We start from the raw sequence: 16,630 nt of genomic DNA, 5'->3' as shown, positions 1-16,630 counted from the left end.
CAACGACAAGCGATGGGAGCATCTCGTGTGGGCTTATGACAATGTATATCCGCTGCTTGAGGGCAAGAAGCTGCCGCTCTGGGTATTGGAAGCCGTGAAGAACGGATATTACCGTCTTGATCCGTCCAGCGTGAATATGCAGGAGTTCGCGGATCGGATTGGCAGATTATTTTTCAGAAAATAGCAGTTGAATCCATACGAAGATGGCAGGAGGGCTTGACCGAAGAGAGTCGGAATCTTCCTTATAATCCCCCTTAAGCATATGCTCCTGCTTTAGGGGGATTTTTACTTAGAACATACTCCAGTCCATCTCCCGGGACAAGGTTTGCAGGAGATGCACGCCGGCATAACTGTTCCCTTTATCATTCAGTGCCGGGCCTACCACGCCGATCCCGTAGCGTCCCGGTACTAATGTTAATATGCCCCCTGAAACGCCGCTTTTGGCCGGCAATCCTACCTGAATGGCAAATTCGCCCGACGCGTTGTACATCCCGCATGTCGTCATAAACGTCTTGGCGATTTGAACATACCTGCGAGGAATGAGCGTTTTGCCGGTTAGCGGATCCAAACCGCTGCAGGCCAGGACTAACCCCATTCGGGCTAAATCGGCACAATCCACAACAATGGAGCAGTGCCTGAAGTATACCTCCAACACCTCTTCAACATCTCCGCTGAGAACCCCGTTTTCTTTCAAAAAGAACGCTATGGAACGATTTAAATTCCCGGTATCCGATTCCGAGCGGTAAACGCCCATATCATAATCCAAGTCGGCGTTCCCGGATAGCTCTTTAAGAAACTGAAGAATTCTGCTTGACTTCTCGTACGGGCTGTTTCCGTTAATCAAGGAAGAAACGGTAATCGCGCCTGCATTAATCATCGGATTGAAGGGAATGCCGGGCCGAACCAGCTCCAGCTTCAGCATGGAATTGAAGTTGTCTCCGGTCGGCTCCATGCCAACCTTGCCAAAAACGGTTTCCTCTCCGTTGTCCATCAGTGCCAGGAGCAGCGTGAATACCTTGGAGATGCTTTGCATCGTAAAGCGAAGCCCGCAATCCCCGGCTGTGACGGATTCTCCCTGAGCGCTTAGAAGGGTAATGCCCAAGGCATCATGTGGAGCTTTGGACAGTTCGGGAATGTAAGAGGCGACTTTGCCTCTGTCTGAGCATGGCGAGCTTGCTTTCAGCCAGCCCGGCAGTCGCTGCCGGATGGTTTCGAGGTCGGGAGATGTCATCGTTTATACCCCTCCATGGATGCTCGTTGATGAGTCCGAGTCGTTAGTGCTGTTTTGTTAAGCTTTATGTAAGGTTCGTATAAAAATCGTGTAAGGTTCGCCTTCTATAATTACATCTGTGTTTAACAAACGACGACTTGAAGGAGAAGCCATATGACAACCATATTACAGGCAAAACATGTAGAAAAAACATTCGGCATCCAAGGAAATTCATATACGGCATTGCAAGATATCAATCTTGAGATTCAGGAAGGCGAGTTTGTCGGCATTATGGGACCCTCCGGGGCGGGCAAATCGACGCTGCTGAATATCTTCTCGACGATCGATACACCGACGGCAGGCGATATTACCATTGCCGGGCAACATATCCTGTCGATGAATGAGGAACAGTTATCCGATTTTCGCCGGAATCAGCTTGGATTCATATTTCAGGACTACAACCTGCTGGATACCCTGACCGTCAAAGAAAATATAGTGCTGCCGCTGGCATTGTCCAAGGTGCCTGCCGCGGAGATTGAGAAGCGGGTTAACGAAATCGCCGACACGTTCGGCATTCGCGACATCTTAGGCAAATATCCTTATCACATCTCGGGCGGCCAGAAGCAGCGTACCGCTGCCTCGCGCGCCATCGTTGCCCATCCTAGCCTGATCCTGGCGGACGAGCCGACAGGGGCGCTGGATTCCAAGTCGGCGGCCAGCCTGCTGCAAAGCTTAAAGAAACTCAATGAGTATCATCATTCCACCATCCTGATGGTCACTCACGATGCCTATGCGGCAAGCTTCTGCAAACGCGTCATTTTCATAAAAGACGGTCGGCTGTATCAGGAGCTTCATCGAGAAGACCAATTGCGCAAGGTGTTTTTTGATCAAATACTCGAAGTGCTGGCCGCGCTTGGGGGTGAGCATGATGACACTGTTTAGCATTGCCAGAAAAAACATCCGCAAAAATCTCGCGAATTACTTTTTGTATTTCGCCTCGATGATATTTAGTATCGTCATTTACTTCACTTTTGTTTCATTGAAATATGATACGGCGATACAGTCCGCTGCGGAGGGGTCGACCAAAATCAGTTCGGCCTTTAGCGCCGCCGCCGTCGTGCTGATCATATTCGTGGCTGTTTTCATCTGGTATTCCAACTCGTTCTTTACCCGCAAACGCAAGAAAGAAGTCGGACTATATTCGCTGCTCGGCGTGAGGAAGAAACAGATCGGGCTGATGTTATTTTATGAAAACTTTCTGATGGGCGTGCTGGCTTTGTTGGCCGGGATTGCCCTCGGTTCCGTGCTCGCCAGATTTTTCGTTTCCCTGTTAATGAAGGTGATGGGTTACGACGCGATAGCAAGCTTTTCGATATCCCCCGAGGCCATCATCAACACAACCATCGTGTTCATGATCATAACGCTAATTACATCGTTGCAGGGGTACCGATTGATCTACCGGTTCAAATTGATCGAATTGTTTCATGCGGATCAGGAGGGAGAGCAGGAACCGAAGGCTTCATGGATTACCGCCTTATTGTCGCTGGTATTCGTTGGCACCGGTTACTGGCTGGCCCTGCAGAATTTGCTGCAATCCAAGGTCTGGGCAGCGATGGGATTCATGCTAACGCCGCTCGTCATTCTCATGACGGTGATTATCGGTACGTATCTGCTATTCAGTACCCTGACCGTAACCTTGTTGAAATTATCCAGAAATAACAAGAACAGATTTTGGAACGGGATGAACATCATCAGCATCTCCCAGCTCCTATATCGCATCAAAGGCAATGCGCGTACGTTAACCATCATCGCGGTGCTCAGCGCAACGACGCTAACCGCCGTCGGAACGGCTTACAGCTTTTATTACAGCAATGCAAGCAATGCCTCGCTAGCAAACCCGAACAGCATGACGTTTATTAACGGCGATGGCGGGACAACCAAGCGAATCGACAAGCTGATCGCTTCCTCATCGGACCACGAGCTGTTGTACCATGCAAACGTGCCTGTCCTTGAAGTGGATGCCGATGTCAGCGGACTTGATCCGGCATTCTCGCATGACATGCAGACCTACAGCGCCATATCCAATCAGGATTTTAACGAGCTGGCGAAGTTGCAGGGCCGCAAGGAAGCCATGGAATTGAAGGGTGATGAGGCTGCTGTGCTGGACCCGGCTTATTACGAAGGCATATCGCCGGCATATGTGGGCTCGAAGGTGAAGCTTACGCAGAACGAACAGGAGCATGATATAACGTTTAAGGAATTGAAGAAATTCAGTGTGCTGAACATGGGGACGGTGTACTCCACCATCGTCTTAAGCGATGAGTTATTTGAGAAGTTGGAGAAGGAGACAAAGTCATACAGCCTGGAAGCATACGGCATATCGAATCAGGACCAAGCAAAGCAGTTAACGGAGCAAATTGAGGGCGTCCTGCCGGAAAGCGCGGCATTCGCCAGCTATTATCAGGATTATGCAAGAGGAATGGAATCGTCGGGCCTGTTGATATTTATGGGAGGATTCCTGGGGCTCGTGTTCCTTACGGCGACGGGCAGCATCATATATTTCAAGCAATTAACCGAAGCCAACTCGGACAAGGCAAGGTACCGGATATTAAGTAAAATCGGCGTAAACAAACGCGAGGTCAGAAAGACCATCGCCCAGCAGGTTTTGTTTATCTTCGCGCTGCCGCTCATCGCCGGCATCGCTCACTGCTCGGTAGCATTGATAGCCTTGTCCAGGCTTCTATACATGAATCTGGTGATACCGGTCGTGATCTGTATGGGCGTGTATACTTGCATCTATCTCATCTACTATGTGGTAACCGTGAATGCCTACTACAGAATCGTAACGAATAACAAATAGATTTATTAACAAGGGGAGAGTAACCGTGAAAAAAACAATGATCTTCGGCGGCGTTTTAGCCGTCCTCCTAATCGGATTTATCATCTTCATTCAGAACGTGAACTTAAACCGCCTCGGTACGGATCAATATTTTGTGCAGGTTCAAGAAGGTACACGGGTAGAGGATAAATCGGATAACGGAGAAAAATACGTCTACTATGAATACAACCTGGAGGGCTTTGATAAAGAGGGAGCGGCAAAAACATTGACCTTTACGGCGCAGAAAGAGCTGCGTAAGGAAGCTTACTTGCGTGTCTATGTCAAAAAAACAGGCGTCAGCTCCTATCAAGAGGTACAGGCCAGTGAGCTGCCGGGACCAGCCAAGCTGAAGCTTGAAACATTAGGGAAATAAGGATCATATCTAAGGGGGATAACATGATGAATTCATGGAAAAGTAGAACAGCGAATTTGACCAAAAAAACGATTATCGGCTCGCTCGCATTGACTTTGGCGGCGGGCCCGGTCATCGGACCGAGAAGTACGGCGGCCACAGCTGCGCCAGCTTCAATGATTTCACCAATCGTGGATATGGAAGCGCAAGCACCGATTCATTACGATATTCAGGCCAGGCTGAACGAGAAGGACATGACCATGCAGGGGAGCAGCAGGATCACCTATCGAAACACCAGCCAAGATACGCTGAGTGAGCTGGTGTTCCATACATATGCCGATGCTAACCGTTCGGCTTCAACCCAGACGTCCATGTTTAAACGATCGAACGAAGAAATCAGTAAGAACCATCCGGATAAGAAACCGGAGGATTTTCTTGGCGGCATTGATATCGAGAGTGTGAACGCCAGCGGTCAAGCTCTTGATTTCAGCAATAAAGAACAGGCTTTGACTGTTCAATTGAAGCAGCCCTTGCGACCTGGCGGATCGATCACGGTACAATTGGATTTTTCTCTGAAGATTCCGTATGGCTCGCAGCGCTTATCGTATTATCAAGATATGATTAACGGGGCGCACTGGTATCCCGTGATGTCGGTCTATGACGAGCACAAGCATCAATGGAACGCGGCTCCTTACAGCACAACGTTTGAAACGGATTATTATACTTCCGCCGACTATGACGTCCTGTTCAATGTTCCCGACTCCTATGAGGTAGCTATGCCAGGCACGATAACGTCAAGGGAGGTGGGGAACGGACGCAAAGTCGTATCCGCCGCGGCGGAGAATACGAGGGAGTTCGTTTTCTTTGCCAGCCCGAATTTCAAAGTAGACAGCGTTACCCGTGACGGCCTGACAATTGAATATTTTTATTTGGACAACCAGCCGGATAAAAAGCAGATCATTGACCGGTATATTGATCAAGCATTTAAGGCCATTCAATTTTTCGGTGATAAATATGGCGCTTATCCTTATCCCGATTTCCGAATCGTTGAGACGTACGTGGAGGGCGTAGCTATCGAATATTCGCGGATCATTCAAATGGGACAGGTTCAGGGCCAGGCTGATCCTGCTCAGGATACGGTATTCGTCCATGAAATCGCCCATCAGTGGTTCCACTCGTTAATCGGGAACGATTCGGAGACGGCATCGTTCCTCGACGAAGGATTTGCCGATTTTTCCAGAGTGTATTTTGCCGAGAAGCAGGGGGATAAACTGAATGGTTTTACATCCATTCGATTTGACGATACTTCGCTGAAGCTTCCCATTGCGTCGACCAACGACGAGGTGGGGGATATGGCCAGTCCGGTTTATTACGATAAAGGCCGGCAAGCGATTTACCAATTGTACCGTTCCGTTGGCGAAGAGAAGTTTGACCGCTTGATGAGGGAATATTTCAAACGTTATGTCTACAAAAATGCTACGATTGAGGGACTGCTCCAAACGATAGACGACGTGCTCGGAAAAGAGGCGCGAAACGAAATGTCAGCCGCACTATATCAACCGGGTTTTATGCTAAAGCCAGAATATCAGCTGACAGAGGAAGAGAAAACCGCCTATATGCATGACCAGTTTCAATTGCTGTATCAATCGGCCTTAACCCAAATTCCAGATTTGCCTTACGAAACGATGAGCCGTATCATGGATAAGGCCCTTCAGGGAGAGCCGCTATCGATCGTTCTGAGCGATCAAGTAAGCAGACGAACACGCAAACAGCAAGAAACCATGGTGAGCCAGCTTGCGGCGTTTCTTGATTTAAGCGGCGTGAAGTATGACATTATTCGGGATCGTAAGATTTTGAAAGAGAAGTTAAAGAATGAACTGGGGACAAGCAATCTGATCCTGATTGGAAACGGTAAATCGAACGGGGTGATACAGGCGCTCAAATCCGGCATTATCGAGCGGGCGAACAAAATGGGCTTTGCCTGGAAGAATTCCATGAATCAACCGACTACAGCCGGGGCTTATGTGATCAAGCATCCATTCAATCAGAATCGTTTGATGCTCCATTATTTCTGGAACGGTGAACAGGTAACAGATGAGGCCATGGAGACGTATATGGCAAAAATGCAGGAATCCATCGGATTCACCAGCGCCTATTATCAGTACTATGTGTTGGACAAGACGGGGAAGGTGTTGTTAGATAAACATGTGGAGAATCCGCTGTCGAAGTTTTTTGCGGTGGAGTAAGCACCGAGATCATAACGAGTGCAAGCAGCCAGGCGTAGGTGAATAGCAGCTTGCCAAGTGGGAAAGATGGTTGTTATAGCAAGGGGGGAAACCAAATGGCGTTTGATCAAAGGGTACTAGTGGTTGATGATGAAGCTGATATTGTCAGGCTGCTTCAAACCGTGCTGGTCAAGGAGGGCATCGATCAGGTGTACACCGCAGCTACGGCAGAGGAAGCATGGATTGAATTTCAGCAGCGCCAGCCCGATATCGTTATCCTGGATATCATGCTTCCCGACGGAGAAGGCTACGAGGTGTGCAAGAAAATCCGCAGCGTCTCTAATGTTCCGATATTTTCCTGTCCGCCAAGACGGAGGAGATCGATAAAATCCTGGGTTTTGCCATGGGCGGGGACGATTACATTACGAAGCCATTCAGCCCAAAAGAAGTGGCTTACCGGATTAAAGCCCGATTTCGCAGACCGGATATGCCTCAGCAAGAGGACAAGCCGAATCGTCTAATTCAGGTAGGACCATTTGAATTAGATGAAGAAAAGATCGAACTGAAGAAGAACGGCAAGGTTATTCCGCTGAAACCGAAGGAGCTTGGACTGCTGACACTGATGCTCAAGCACCCGGGCCAGATCATGAGCAAGGAAAGTTTATATGATCAGGTGTGGGGCGAGGAATTTTTCGGCTTCGATAATACCGTGATGGTGCATATCCGAAGACTGCGGGAGAAAATCGAGGAGGATCCCTCCAATCCGCGTTATCTGCTGACGGTAAAAGGCCTTGGGTATAAGCTTGCGGTAGAGGAAGAATAGGGCATGAGGTGGAAGCTTACCGGCAGGTACCTGTTCTCCGTTGTGCTGATTGTTGTCATCGTGATTATCATGAATATCATCGTTGTCATCGGTTTGTTTGTTGTGCAATCGATGAATGAGGATTTCTTGACCAACGGCAGTCAAACCTCCGCAGAGACGATTTCCAGATCCTTCGAGGAGTTTATCGTGATTTCCGAATCCGGTGCTTCCGTGAGCGAGAAGGGTAAGGACATTCTGAAGAAGAATGAGGCCTGGCTTCAGGTTTTGGATGAGGATGGCAGGGAAATATACCGTTATCGGGCTCCCGAAGGAGCGAAAACGAAATACACTCCCATGGATATCGTGCAAATTTATAAGTACTTTGAGAAGGACGTGCTATCAACCGTCTTTGTTGGCGAGAAAACATACTCCGATCATCGTTTCAGTTACTTGGTTGGCTTCACTTCTCCGTACTTGGAGCGGCATGTGCTCACGACCGACACTCGAAATTTTGTACAAGCGTTCAAGGTCTTTAGCTTGACCGTCATCATCGTTGACGGCTTCATCGCCTTATGTATCGCTTATATCTTCAGCAAGCGGCTGACCCAACCCATGTTTATGCTGATCGACAGCATAAAGCGGCTGGCGAACCGTAATTATCACGTCTATCACCAGCCTAAAGGGGTGTACAAGGAGGTGTTTGCCAACATCAATCTTTTATCCCAAGAGCTGAAAGCAAGCGAGAAAGAAAGAAAAAAATTGGACGCGATGAGGGAAGAGTGGATCGGCAATATCTCGCATGACATCAAAACGCCCCTGGCTTCGATTCAAGGCTATGCCGAAATGATAAAGGATCCGGAGTACCAGTTCTCTCAAGACGAAATAAGGGATTACGCCGGGATCATTGAACGTAAATCCATCTATTTGCGAGACGTGATTGAGGATTTGAATCTGTCGACTCGCTTGAGGAACAAAGAGCTGATGCTGAATAAGAAACATATAAACATCGTTAGCCTGGTCCGCAATGCCGTGATCGATACCTTGAACAATCCAAGTTATTCCGATCGGCACATTGACTTTGGCAGCAGTCATGAAGTCATTAAAGTCGAGGTTGACGATATCCTGATCCGCAGGGCGATCAGCAACCTGATTTACAATGCAATCGTTCATAACCGCGAGGATGTTGCAATCAAGGTTCAGGTCGAGAAGAACGAAGATCATATTCTTATTCGGGTGGAGGACAATGGAAAAGGCATTAAACAGGAAGAACTTGGGAGAATATTCGACCGTTATTTCCGAGGGACGAATACGGGAGAACTCCATAGGGGATCGGGGCTTGGCATGGCTATTACGCATGATATCGTCATCGCCCATGGCGGAGAGATCGAGGTTCGCAGCGAGGTTGGCCAAGGCACGATAGCGGAAATCAAGCTCCGCCCAGCATAGAGACAAGAGGTTATTTCTGCCATGATCACGGAGTAATCATAGCGCAAGCTGGATACACTACCGTAAAAAGGAGTGTATCACTTATGAAACTGCTTGTTAAGTTATTGGTGCATGGGGTTATGATAACGGCTCTGTTGGTTTCCCTAACCGATGCTTCGTTCATCGGGGCCCTATTGACGGCAGTGGGGATCGCCATCGTTGCTTACTTGGTAGGGGATTTATATATTCTGCCTCGCACCCGCAATATGATCGCCACGATAGCGGATGCCGGCTTGGTATTTGTCATGCTGTGGATCATCGGCGCCGCTGCCAACTGGACCATCGATTTCTCGGAGATTCTGCTGCTGGCGGTACTTGCGGGGGCCTTTGAGTATTTCTTTCATAGCTGGATCAGGGGCGAGCATCTTCTTAACAAAAAACAGCGAGCCTCGTAACTGCGCATCGCATAATGAATACGGCCTTGCGATCCTATAAGCAATATCACTTTAGCCTGAGTAATCAGGCTTTTTTTATTCTCTGAGTCTTGGTCCAGCTGCCATGGCATTGTGACAAATATTATTTCTTAATTAGAGAAGAGGGAATAGATTCGATGTAGGTGACCTTCGAATATTAAGAGAATTGAGGTATGTTAGGAGATGGTCAATATCAAAGGGAAGCGATCCAATGCATTGATTGGCCTTCAAGCATTCTTGGCGATCGGCGCGTTGGCAGGGGGAACCATGCTTATAACGGATCCTAGTGGTGAACTCATTGGGATGCCCAGCTCATTATTGCAGGACTCTTTCTTTCCTGATTATTTAATTCCAGGCATTCTTTTATTCTGCGTGTTTGGCATCCTGCCTGTGATCACGGCTTCCGGACTGATTCTAAGGTGGGAGTGGAACGCAGCCCAAAGATTCAATATATTCAAAGATAAGCATTGGTCCTGGACCTTTTCTTTATATTCGGGCTTTGAGTTAATCATCTGGATTATGGTTCAGGTGTATATCCTGGATTCCGTTTCCTTCATACACCTGGTTTATGCCATGCTTGGTTTGATGATCCAGATGGCCACGATACTACCATCCGTACAAGCAAAATATACGTTGCAGTGAAGAGAGTAATTCACATCGGCTGAAACGTCAATGAAATAACCCCATCGCTCCATTATGAGCAATGGGGTTATGTTCTTTCTCATACATTTTATGGCTTCGCGCTTTTCCAATACGCATAAGCATGCACGACGCTGCCGGTAAAGGAAGGTGAATCCTTTAATAAAGCAGGCAGCTTGGCAAGCTCTTCTTCCATGTAGGCGGCACCTTCTTCGTGGAAGGTGATATGATCGCCTTCATGACTGGCTTTGATTTCTACCGATATCTTGATGGGCTTGCCCAGCTCATCGGCAAATGCAATCTCTTCCTTGGAAACCCCGACGATGCCGTTGGATCCCTCCGCTACATCCCGGAAGGCCATGAGGGAAACATGGTCCATACGATTGATCATCCACTTGCTGAGCGACATGTCTTCTCCAGTGACCTTGTATTTATCCAGCCACACGGCCATATCCATGCTGGCTTCCAATGAAGAATCCTTTTTCAATTCCGTAACGAATGCATCCAGATTCGCGGTCCATTCTGAAATAACCTGCTGCGAATCCTCTTTCCATGCCGGCAGCACGTAGGGCTCAATGTCCAGGTGAATGCCATGGAAACGCTCATCGCCTTCAACGGCGCGATTGTAGTTCTTCACATAATTGACGAGCCGCATCATTCTCGGCCGGTTCTCCTCAAGGGCCCATATCGGATGTCCGCCCATGGCATGAACCTCGATTCCTGCCGCAGCCGCTTGTTTAACAAACGACGAGTACGAGCTGTACGGCTGCTCCAGATCAAGGCGTACATACAGCCAGTTCAATTTCTTCTCTTTGGCAAAATCAAGAATTTCCTGACTGTTTTGAACGACTTCATGGGCTTCCCATATATAAGTGCCTCTTACCATAGGATCCCGCGTCACTGGATCCGCATCCGGCACGCGGTCGCCTTCACCGGGTTCTGGAACTGGATTTGGCTCCGGGACCGGTGATGGGGAAATGGGATCCGTGCTTCCAGGGGGAACGATCTCATCAGAAGACATGCTTTGCCAGTTGCGAATATCGTGGATTGCGACACCGGCAAAGGATGGATAAGAACCGAGCGCACTGGAGAGATGATCCAATTTCTGATTCAACTTGTCCTTCCCGTGTCCATAAAAGGTGGTGTAAGACTCGCCTGGCATCTCCTTGGTATTAACTCCGATCAGAATTTGTTTCCCAAGCCTGTCAGCAAGCTCAAGCTCAGACCGCGTCAAGTCCAGAATCCCGTGCTCGGATTCCACTTCATTCCGGTATGCCATGACGGTAACATGGTCAAACGCACCGATCAGCCATTCATTAAGACCGGTTCCATCCGCCAAGGCGTATTGGTCAAACCAGAAAGGAATATCGATTCCGAGCTCCAGCCCCTTTCCGGAAGCTAGGCTCAGGAACGCTTTAAGATTTTGTACCCAGGTGGTGATGATTTGGCCCTGTTCAGTTTCCCAATTGGCAAGCACATACGGTTCTACATCCAGATGAATCCCGTCGAATCGGGCACCTGCAGCAACCTTCCCGTTATAGTCGATTACCCAATCAGCGAGACCGAGCATATCATCGAGATGCTCGGTGAGCGCCCATCTGGGGTCTCCGCCCAAGGCATGGACTGCGATTTGGTCCTCATGCGCTCGCTCTATAAACGCCTCGTAAATGTCCGACGACAGCTGGCGATCGATCTGCAAGTAGATCAGATTAATGCCCTCTTCGCGGGAAAAATCAAGCAGCTCTGCGCCGCCATCCCGTATCAGGTCCGTCTGCCATATCCAAGTCGCTTTTTTTGAATTATTTTCGCCGTAAGCCGGGGTATGCAGCCCCACCAGAAGCATGACAACCAAGAGGCTAGCAAGCTTCTGGTAACCTTTCACTTTCATGTTTTCCCTCCGTTTCTCTGCGAGAACTCCACGTATTCTCTGTTTAGTAAACGGGGTTATTATAGCATTGATAGTTCAAAAAAAGATGAGCCCAAGTTCTTACAGGACATTATAGACCCGAATGAATCGAACGGGTGATCGGTATAAAAGGAACTATATGATAAATGGAATAAAATAACTAAATGACATAAATAATATGAACATGAACAAGAATAAGGCTATAAGCTTAGGAAGATAGTTGCGTTTTTGGCGCTTGGTTGGTCCAGTGTCACTGTTTTGGGAAAGATCAGCATTATATATAATAGCTGCGATCCAGAATGGAAGTGCTGTGCCTTCACGACTAGTAATTTAAGGCAGTGGGTACGCGTGAGCGATATAAGCATTACGAACTTAATCGGAGATCAGGATGCAGCAAGCAGCTGCGAACCGTATAAAGGCAGGAAATCACGTCCATCCTAGAACTAAAATGTGAAGGTGGGCGTTAACATGATTAATTTGGAATCTCGACTGGAGAATATGGAGGACCGTTTCGTAAACATCGATACTTATCTATGCAAACACGATTTTACGTTAGCCAGCAATTGGGATTACAAGCATGGCTATTTGGATAGGCGATTGGATCAGGAGCGGATGGTGTGGCTTCGCATTCCCTTTCACGTAACCAAGGGCAGCTTGGATGGCGAATGCGGCGGATGCCATGCAACGATCAAGCTTGGCCGACCATTTGTCTTCAGGCATATATATAATAAGGGGACCGATAAGCATGCGAGACCACGTTTATTGGGAGCTCTCTTCGATCAATTCCAGTCGCCGATCGACCCTGACGCCTCGGTGGACGATATGTGGGTTGAACAAGCCAGAAAAGTCTTGGACGAGGTGGAGACGGGGTATTTGCATTAACATTAAGATATCCAAAGAGATTCGGACGCTGGGTCTCTTTTGGAACATCTGCAATATAATGAAGCAAGGGGCTCTGATGCATGCTGCATGCGAAGGGCTCTTTTTTGTCCAGTGCAAGGATATACAGGAATTAAAGATCATCCTTTGAAAACCTTAGAACTTTTTTGAAGAAGGCTCAAATGATAAAGCATCCTGATATAGTAGGATTGACTGAATATGCGGCCCCGCATTGATGAATAAATAAACGAAGAAGGTGATATCACCCATGAATAAAAGAGCTTTATTTAATGATGGATGGACGTTTGCAAAAAGCAGTTTGGACGTTGAAGATTCGGAGAATCTACAATTTCAGCCCGTTGATCTTCCTCATGATTGGCTCATTCATAACACGGAGGATTTATACGAGAACAGCATTGGCTGGTACCGGAAGAAATGGTTGTGGAATAATGACGGCGGTCAGGTCTTCCTCTGTTTTGACGGTGTGTACATGGATTCTTCCGTCTATGTCAATGGTCGTCCTATGGGTGAATGGAAGTATGGCTATTCTTCCTTTGAACACGAGATCACGGATGCGCTCCGGGACGGTGAGAATGTCATCGTCGTAAAGGTTGTGCATCAAAGCCCGAACAGCCGATGGTACTCCGGGGCAGGCATTTATCGGAATGTATGGTTAAAGACAAGGGAATCCAACCACATCATCACGGACGGCGTTTATATAGCGACTAAGCATCAGGAAGATGGATGGCTGGTTGAAGTCGAGACGGAAATGAAGATCGTGGATGATGTGCTGATCAAGCATGTGATTTTGAAGGATGGGCAGATCATCGCCGAGACTTCAGACCGGGTCGACGCCAATCACACGGGCAGCAGTGCAGGCAGCATCATCAATACGCAAACATTAGCTGTCAAGGATCCGCTGCTCTGGAGTCCGGAAGAACCTAACTTGTATCAATTGGTGACCGAAATGAAGCTGAGCGGAACCAAGTGTTCCACAGTTTCGCAGCATACTATCTTGGAAGCCGTCACTCATAATGTGGGATTCCGACACATTCGGCTGGATCCTCATCAAGGGCTCCTGCTGAACGGCAGCAAATTCAAATTGAACGGCGTATGCGAGCATCATGATCTCGGCGCTTTGGGAGCAGCCTTTAACAAAACCGCCTTGGCGAGAAGGTTTAAGATTCTGAAGGAAATGGGGGTTAACGCGATTCGCACCGCCCATAATATGCCGGCTAAGGAGCTGATGGAGCTTGCGGATGAAATGGGGCTGCTGATTGTATCGGAAGCCTTCGATATGTGGGAGCGGCCGAAGACGCCTTATGATTATGCCAGGTTCTTTCGGGAATGGGTTCAGCGTGACGTGAAGAGCTGGGTTAAACGGGACCGCAACCATCCGAGCCTTATCATGTGGAGCATCGGGAATGAGATATATGATACCCATGCCGATGAGAAGGGGCAGGACATCACAAGAATGCTGATGGATGAGGTTTATGCATACGATCCTAAGCAAAATGCAAGGGTTACCATCGGATCGAATTATATGCCTTGGGAGAACGCACAGCAATGTGCCGATATCGTCAAGGTAGCAGGATATAACTATGCCGAGAAATATTACGAGAACCATCACCGGGAACATCCGGATTGGATCATATATGGTAGTGAGACCGCGTCAATTGTACAAAGCAGAGGCATCTACCATTTCCCGTTCGATAAATCCATCCTGGCCGATGATGACGAGCAGTGCTCCTCCCTCGGCAACAGCTCGACGAGCTGGGGAGCGAAATCGGCGGAGGCATGCATTCTGGCTGAACGGGATATGCCCTTCTCGCTAGGTCAATTCATATGGACCGGTTTCGATTATATTGGAGAGCCTACGCCGTACCATACTAAAAACTCCTATTTCGGACAGATTGATACGGCAACCTTTAAGAAGGACTCCTATTATATCTATCAAGCTGCTTGGACGGATTACAAAACGAAGCCCATGGTACATCTGCTGCCCTATTGGGATTTCAATGACGGTCAGATGATAGATGTTCGCATCTGCTCCAATGCGCCAAAAGTAGAATTACGGCTCAATGGGGAAACCGTGGGTACGCATGACATTGACTATGCACGAGGAAGAGAACTGGTTGGGTGGTGGAAGATTCCTTACGTCAAAGGCGAATTGAAAGCGATCGCTTATGACGAAACAGGCCGTATCGTAGCCACGGATGCAAGACAATCGTTTGGCGATGCCAGGCGGATCGTTTTGCGACCGGATAAAGAAGAGCTAAGGGCCGATGGAACAGATCTCATCTTCGTTGAGATCACGATGGAAGATGAGGATGGGCATTCCGTCGAGAATGCCAATAACCGGGTGGAGGTCCATGTCACGGGTGCGGGGCGGCTGCTGGGTCTCGATAATGGGGACAGCACGGATTACGATCCGTACAAAGGCCTAAGCAGAAGACTGTTCAGCGGCAAGCTGATGGCGATCATCGGAGCGACATTGGAGCCCGGCGGAATCGGGATCGAGGTGTCCTCCACAGGTATGGAGCGTCAATCCCTTCATTTGACTTCCATACCCGTACAGGATGATGTGACGCAAGGAATATCCGCAAGCATGAGGAATGAGGAGGGCCCATGCCTGACAGGAAACAGGGACGAGATTCCGCTTCGCAAGATTGAGCTGATCAGCGAAAAGGGTCAGGTCTTTGATCCGGCGAATCGACAAATGACAGTTCGGGCCATGTTGCATCCACTGACAGCTTCTTATCAGGAAGTCGAATGGGCCGTCGTAAACGATGCCGGCATCGAATCCAATATTGCGAGCGTCGAGGCCAATGGCCATGCTGCCATCGTAACAGCCCTTGGCGATGGAGAATTTCGATTAAGATGCACCAGCCGGAACGGGACAGGTAAAACCCGGCTCATCTCCCAGCTTGAATTTAAGGTCGACGGTTTGGGTGCAGCATACAAGGATCCATACTCCTTCATATCTGCAGGATTATATGATTACAGTCAAGGTGAAGTTGGGAACGGAAACGAAAGAGGCGTAGCCACGAGCAGAGACGGCGAGACTCAGGTCGGGTTCCGGGACATCGATTTTGGCCCCCGTGGCTCCGATACGATCACGATTCCGATATTTGCTCTTTCAAGCGAAGCGTACGCTTTGCAAATCTGGGAGGGCATGCCTGGCGAAGAGGGCAGCTCCCTGCTGGCCGATTGCATTTATCAGAAGGAGTCCAAATGGAACGTGTATCAGGAAGAAACCTACCGATTGTCCAAGAAGCTGCGCGGCATTACGTCGATTTGCTTTGTCCTTCGCCAGAAGGTGCACATTAAAGGGTTTTATTTTCAACCGGGGAATCGAGCCTTTGAGCCCAACTTTGCCGCGGATTGCGACCGGATTTACGGGGATACCTTTACGATAGTGGACAACAGGTTTGTTCAAGGGATAGGAAATAACGTCTCCCTCGAGTTTGACGAGATGGATTTTTCAGCCGACGGTGCATCGAAACTGGTGGTGTACGGCAGATCCGCCTTGGATAAAAATACGATTCATATTCGGTTTGCGCATCTGGATGGCGAAAGCAACCGGCTGGTCGAATTTAGGCAAGCCGACGAATATGAAGAGCAAGTATTCGATCTGGAGCCAGTGGCCGGCAAACAGAAGGTGACGTTCATCTTCCTGCCGGGAAGCCAGTTTGATTTTGGCTGGTTCCGATTTGTGCGAACAGATTCCTAATTTGCGAGATAAACCAAGCTGCCGACCGACTCGGCAGCTTGGTTTCGTTATGTAGGATGTAAGGGATCTCCGAACAGGCGCGTAGGAATTTAATTAACCCTGCGGTAT

The 16,630-nt window shown here is 48.6% G+C and carries 11 protein-coding genes and 2 pseudogenes; 11 read left to right on the top strand and 2 right to left on the bottom strand.

From position 1 onward, the window contains the following. Positions 1-184, top strand: a pseudogene (locus HMPREF9412_RS17510) (serine/threonine protein kinase); the annotation flags it as partial. 105 nt (positions 185-289) lie between these two features. On the opposite strand, the gene glsA reads toward HMPREF9412_RS17510, so the two are convergent. Further along, positions 290-1,231: a glutaminase A gene (gene glsA / locus HMPREF9412_RS17505; protein WP_009592964.1), complete on the bottom strand. Its 942-nt coding sequence runs from the start codon at positions 1,229-1,231 to the stop codon at positions 290-292. A 153-nt stretch (positions 1,232-1,384) separates the two neighbouring features. On the opposite strand from glsA, the gene HMPREF9412_RS17500 reads away from it, so the two are divergent. The 8 genes and pseudogenes from HMPREF9412_RS17500 (at position 1,385) to HMPREF9412_RS17465 (ending at position 10,007) form a co-directional block, all read left to right on the top strand. Continuing rightward, positions 1,385-2,152, top strand: coding sequence for an ABC transporter ATP-binding protein (locus HMPREF9412_RS17500; RefSeq protein ID WP_009592925.1), 768 nt, complete (start codon positions 1,385-1,387; stop codon positions 2,150-2,152). Continuing rightward, complete coding sequence (locus HMPREF9412_RS17495) at positions 2,139-4,070, top strand: ABC transporter permease (RefSeq protein WP_036672598.1); 1,932 nt, start codon at positions 2,139-2,141, stop codon at positions 4,068-4,070. Before HMPREF9412_RS17500 ends, HMPREF9412_RS17495 begins: the two co-directional genes overlap by 14 nt. 25 nt (positions 4,071-4,095) lie before the next feature. Continuing rightward, a complete protein-coding gene (locus HMPREF9412_RS17490) occupies positions 4,096-4,461 on the top strand; it encodes a YxeA family protein (protein WP_009592970.1) in 366 nt (121 codons plus the stop codon). A gap of 23 nt (positions 4,462-4,484) precedes the next feature. After that, entirely contained in the window at positions 4,485-6,686 is a 2,202-nt protein-coding gene (locus tag HMPREF9412_RS17485) for a M1 family metallopeptidase (RefSeq protein WP_009592940.1), read from the top strand. Positions 6,687-6,781: 95 nt separating this feature from the next. Next, positions 6,782-7,488 (top strand): annotated as a pseudogene (locus tag HMPREF9412_RS17480) (response regulator transcription factor). A gap of 3 nt (positions 7,489-7,491) precedes the next feature. Beyond that, positions 7,492-8,913 (top strand): sensor histidine kinase, encoded by a 1,422-nt coding sequence (locus HMPREF9412_RS17475; protein ID WP_009592968.1) that lies wholly within the window; start codon positions 7,492-7,494, stop codon positions 8,911-8,913. 83 nt (positions 8,914-8,996) lie between these two features. Further along, complete coding sequence (locus HMPREF9412_RS17470) at positions 8,997-9,347, top strand: DUF2512 family protein (protein WP_009592926.1); 351 nt, start codon at positions 8,997-8,999, stop codon at positions 9,345-9,347. 201 nt (positions 9,348-9,548) lie between these two features. Then, positions 9,549-10,007 (top strand): hypothetical protein, encoded by a 459-nt coding sequence (locus HMPREF9412_RS17465; RefSeq protein ID WP_009592927.1) that lies wholly within the window; start codon positions 9,549-9,551, stop codon positions 10,005-10,007. An 88-nt stretch (positions 10,008-10,095) separates the two neighbouring features. Here the strand turns inward: HMPREF9412_RS17465 and HMPREF9412_RS17460 are convergent, their stop codons facing one another. Then, positions 10,096-11,892 carry a hypothetical protein gene (locus HMPREF9412_RS17460; RefSeq protein ID WP_009592929.1) on the bottom strand — a complete coding sequence of 599 codons (1,797 nt, stop codon included), beginning with the start codon at positions 11,890-11,892 and terminating at the stop codon, positions 10,096-10,098. 486 nt (positions 11,893-12,378) lie between these two features. Here HMPREF9412_RS17460 and HMPREF9412_RS17455 point away from each other — a divergent pair, with 486 nt between their 5' ends. After that, on the top strand, positions 12,379-12,792 hold the full coding sequence (locus HMPREF9412_RS17455) for a YugN-like family protein (RefSeq protein ID WP_009592953.1): 414 nt from the start codon (positions 12,379-12,381) through the stop codon (positions 12,790-12,792). 265 nt (positions 12,793-13,057) lie between these two features. Beyond that, entirely contained in the window at positions 13,058-16,522 is a 3,465-nt protein-coding gene (locus HMPREF9412_RS17450; RefSeq protein WP_009592973.1) for a glycoside hydrolase family 2 TIM barrel-domain containing protein, read from the top strand. Positions 16,523-16,630: the final 108 nt, after the last annotated feature.

This window comes from Paenibacillus sp. HGF5 (assembly GCF_000204455.1).
GTDB classification, from domain to species: Bacteria; Bacillota; Bacilli; order Paenibacillales; family Paenibacillaceae; genus Paenibacillus_AQ; species Paenibacillus_AQ lautus_A.
The sequence above is the reverse complement of the archived record's forward strand: the minus strand, read 5'-3'. Positions and strand labels throughout refer to the sequence as shown.

Excerpts from the sequence above, each read along its gene's own strand:
- glsA (WP_009592964.1), bottom strand. The coding sequence starts at position 1,231 with ATGACATCTCCCGACCTCGAAACCATCCGGCAGCGACTGCCGGGCTGG.
- HMPREF9412_RS17465 (WP_009592927.1), top strand. The coding sequence starts at position 9,549 with ATGGTCAATATCAAAGGGAAGCGATCCAATGCATTGATTGGCCTTCAA.
- HMPREF9412_RS17500 (WP_009592925.1), top strand. The coding sequence starts at position 1,385 with ATGACAACCATATTACAGGCAAAACATGTAGAAAAAACATTCGGCATC.
- HMPREF9412_RS17460 (WP_009592929.1), bottom strand. The coding sequence starts at position 11,892 with ATGAAAGTGAAAGGTTACCAGAAGCTTGCTAGCCTCTTGGTTGTCATG.
- HMPREF9412_RS17485 (WP_009592940.1), top strand. The coding sequence starts at position 4,485 with ATGATGAATTCATGGAAAAGTAGAACAGCGAATTTGACCAAAAAAACG.
- HMPREF9412_RS17475 (WP_009592968.1), top strand. The coding sequence starts at position 7,492 with ATGAGGTGGAAGCTTACCGGCAGGTACCTGTTCTCCGTTGTGCTGATT.
- HMPREF9412_RS17470 (WP_009592926.1), top strand. The coding sequence starts at position 8,997 with ATGAAACTGCTTGTTAAGTTATTGGTGCATGGGGTTATGATAACGGCT.
- HMPREF9412_RS17450 (WP_009592973.1), top strand. The coding sequence starts at position 13,058 with ATGAATAAAAGAGCTTTATTTAATGATGGATGGACGTTTGCAAAAAGC.
- HMPREF9412_RS17495 (WP_036672598.1), top strand. The coding sequence starts at position 2,139 with ATGACACTGTTTAGCATTGCCAGAAAAAACATCCGCAAAAATCTCGCG.
- HMPREF9412_RS17455 (WP_009592953.1), top strand. The coding sequence starts at position 12,379 with ATGATTAATTTGGAATCTCGACTGGAGAATATGGAGGACCGTTTCGTA.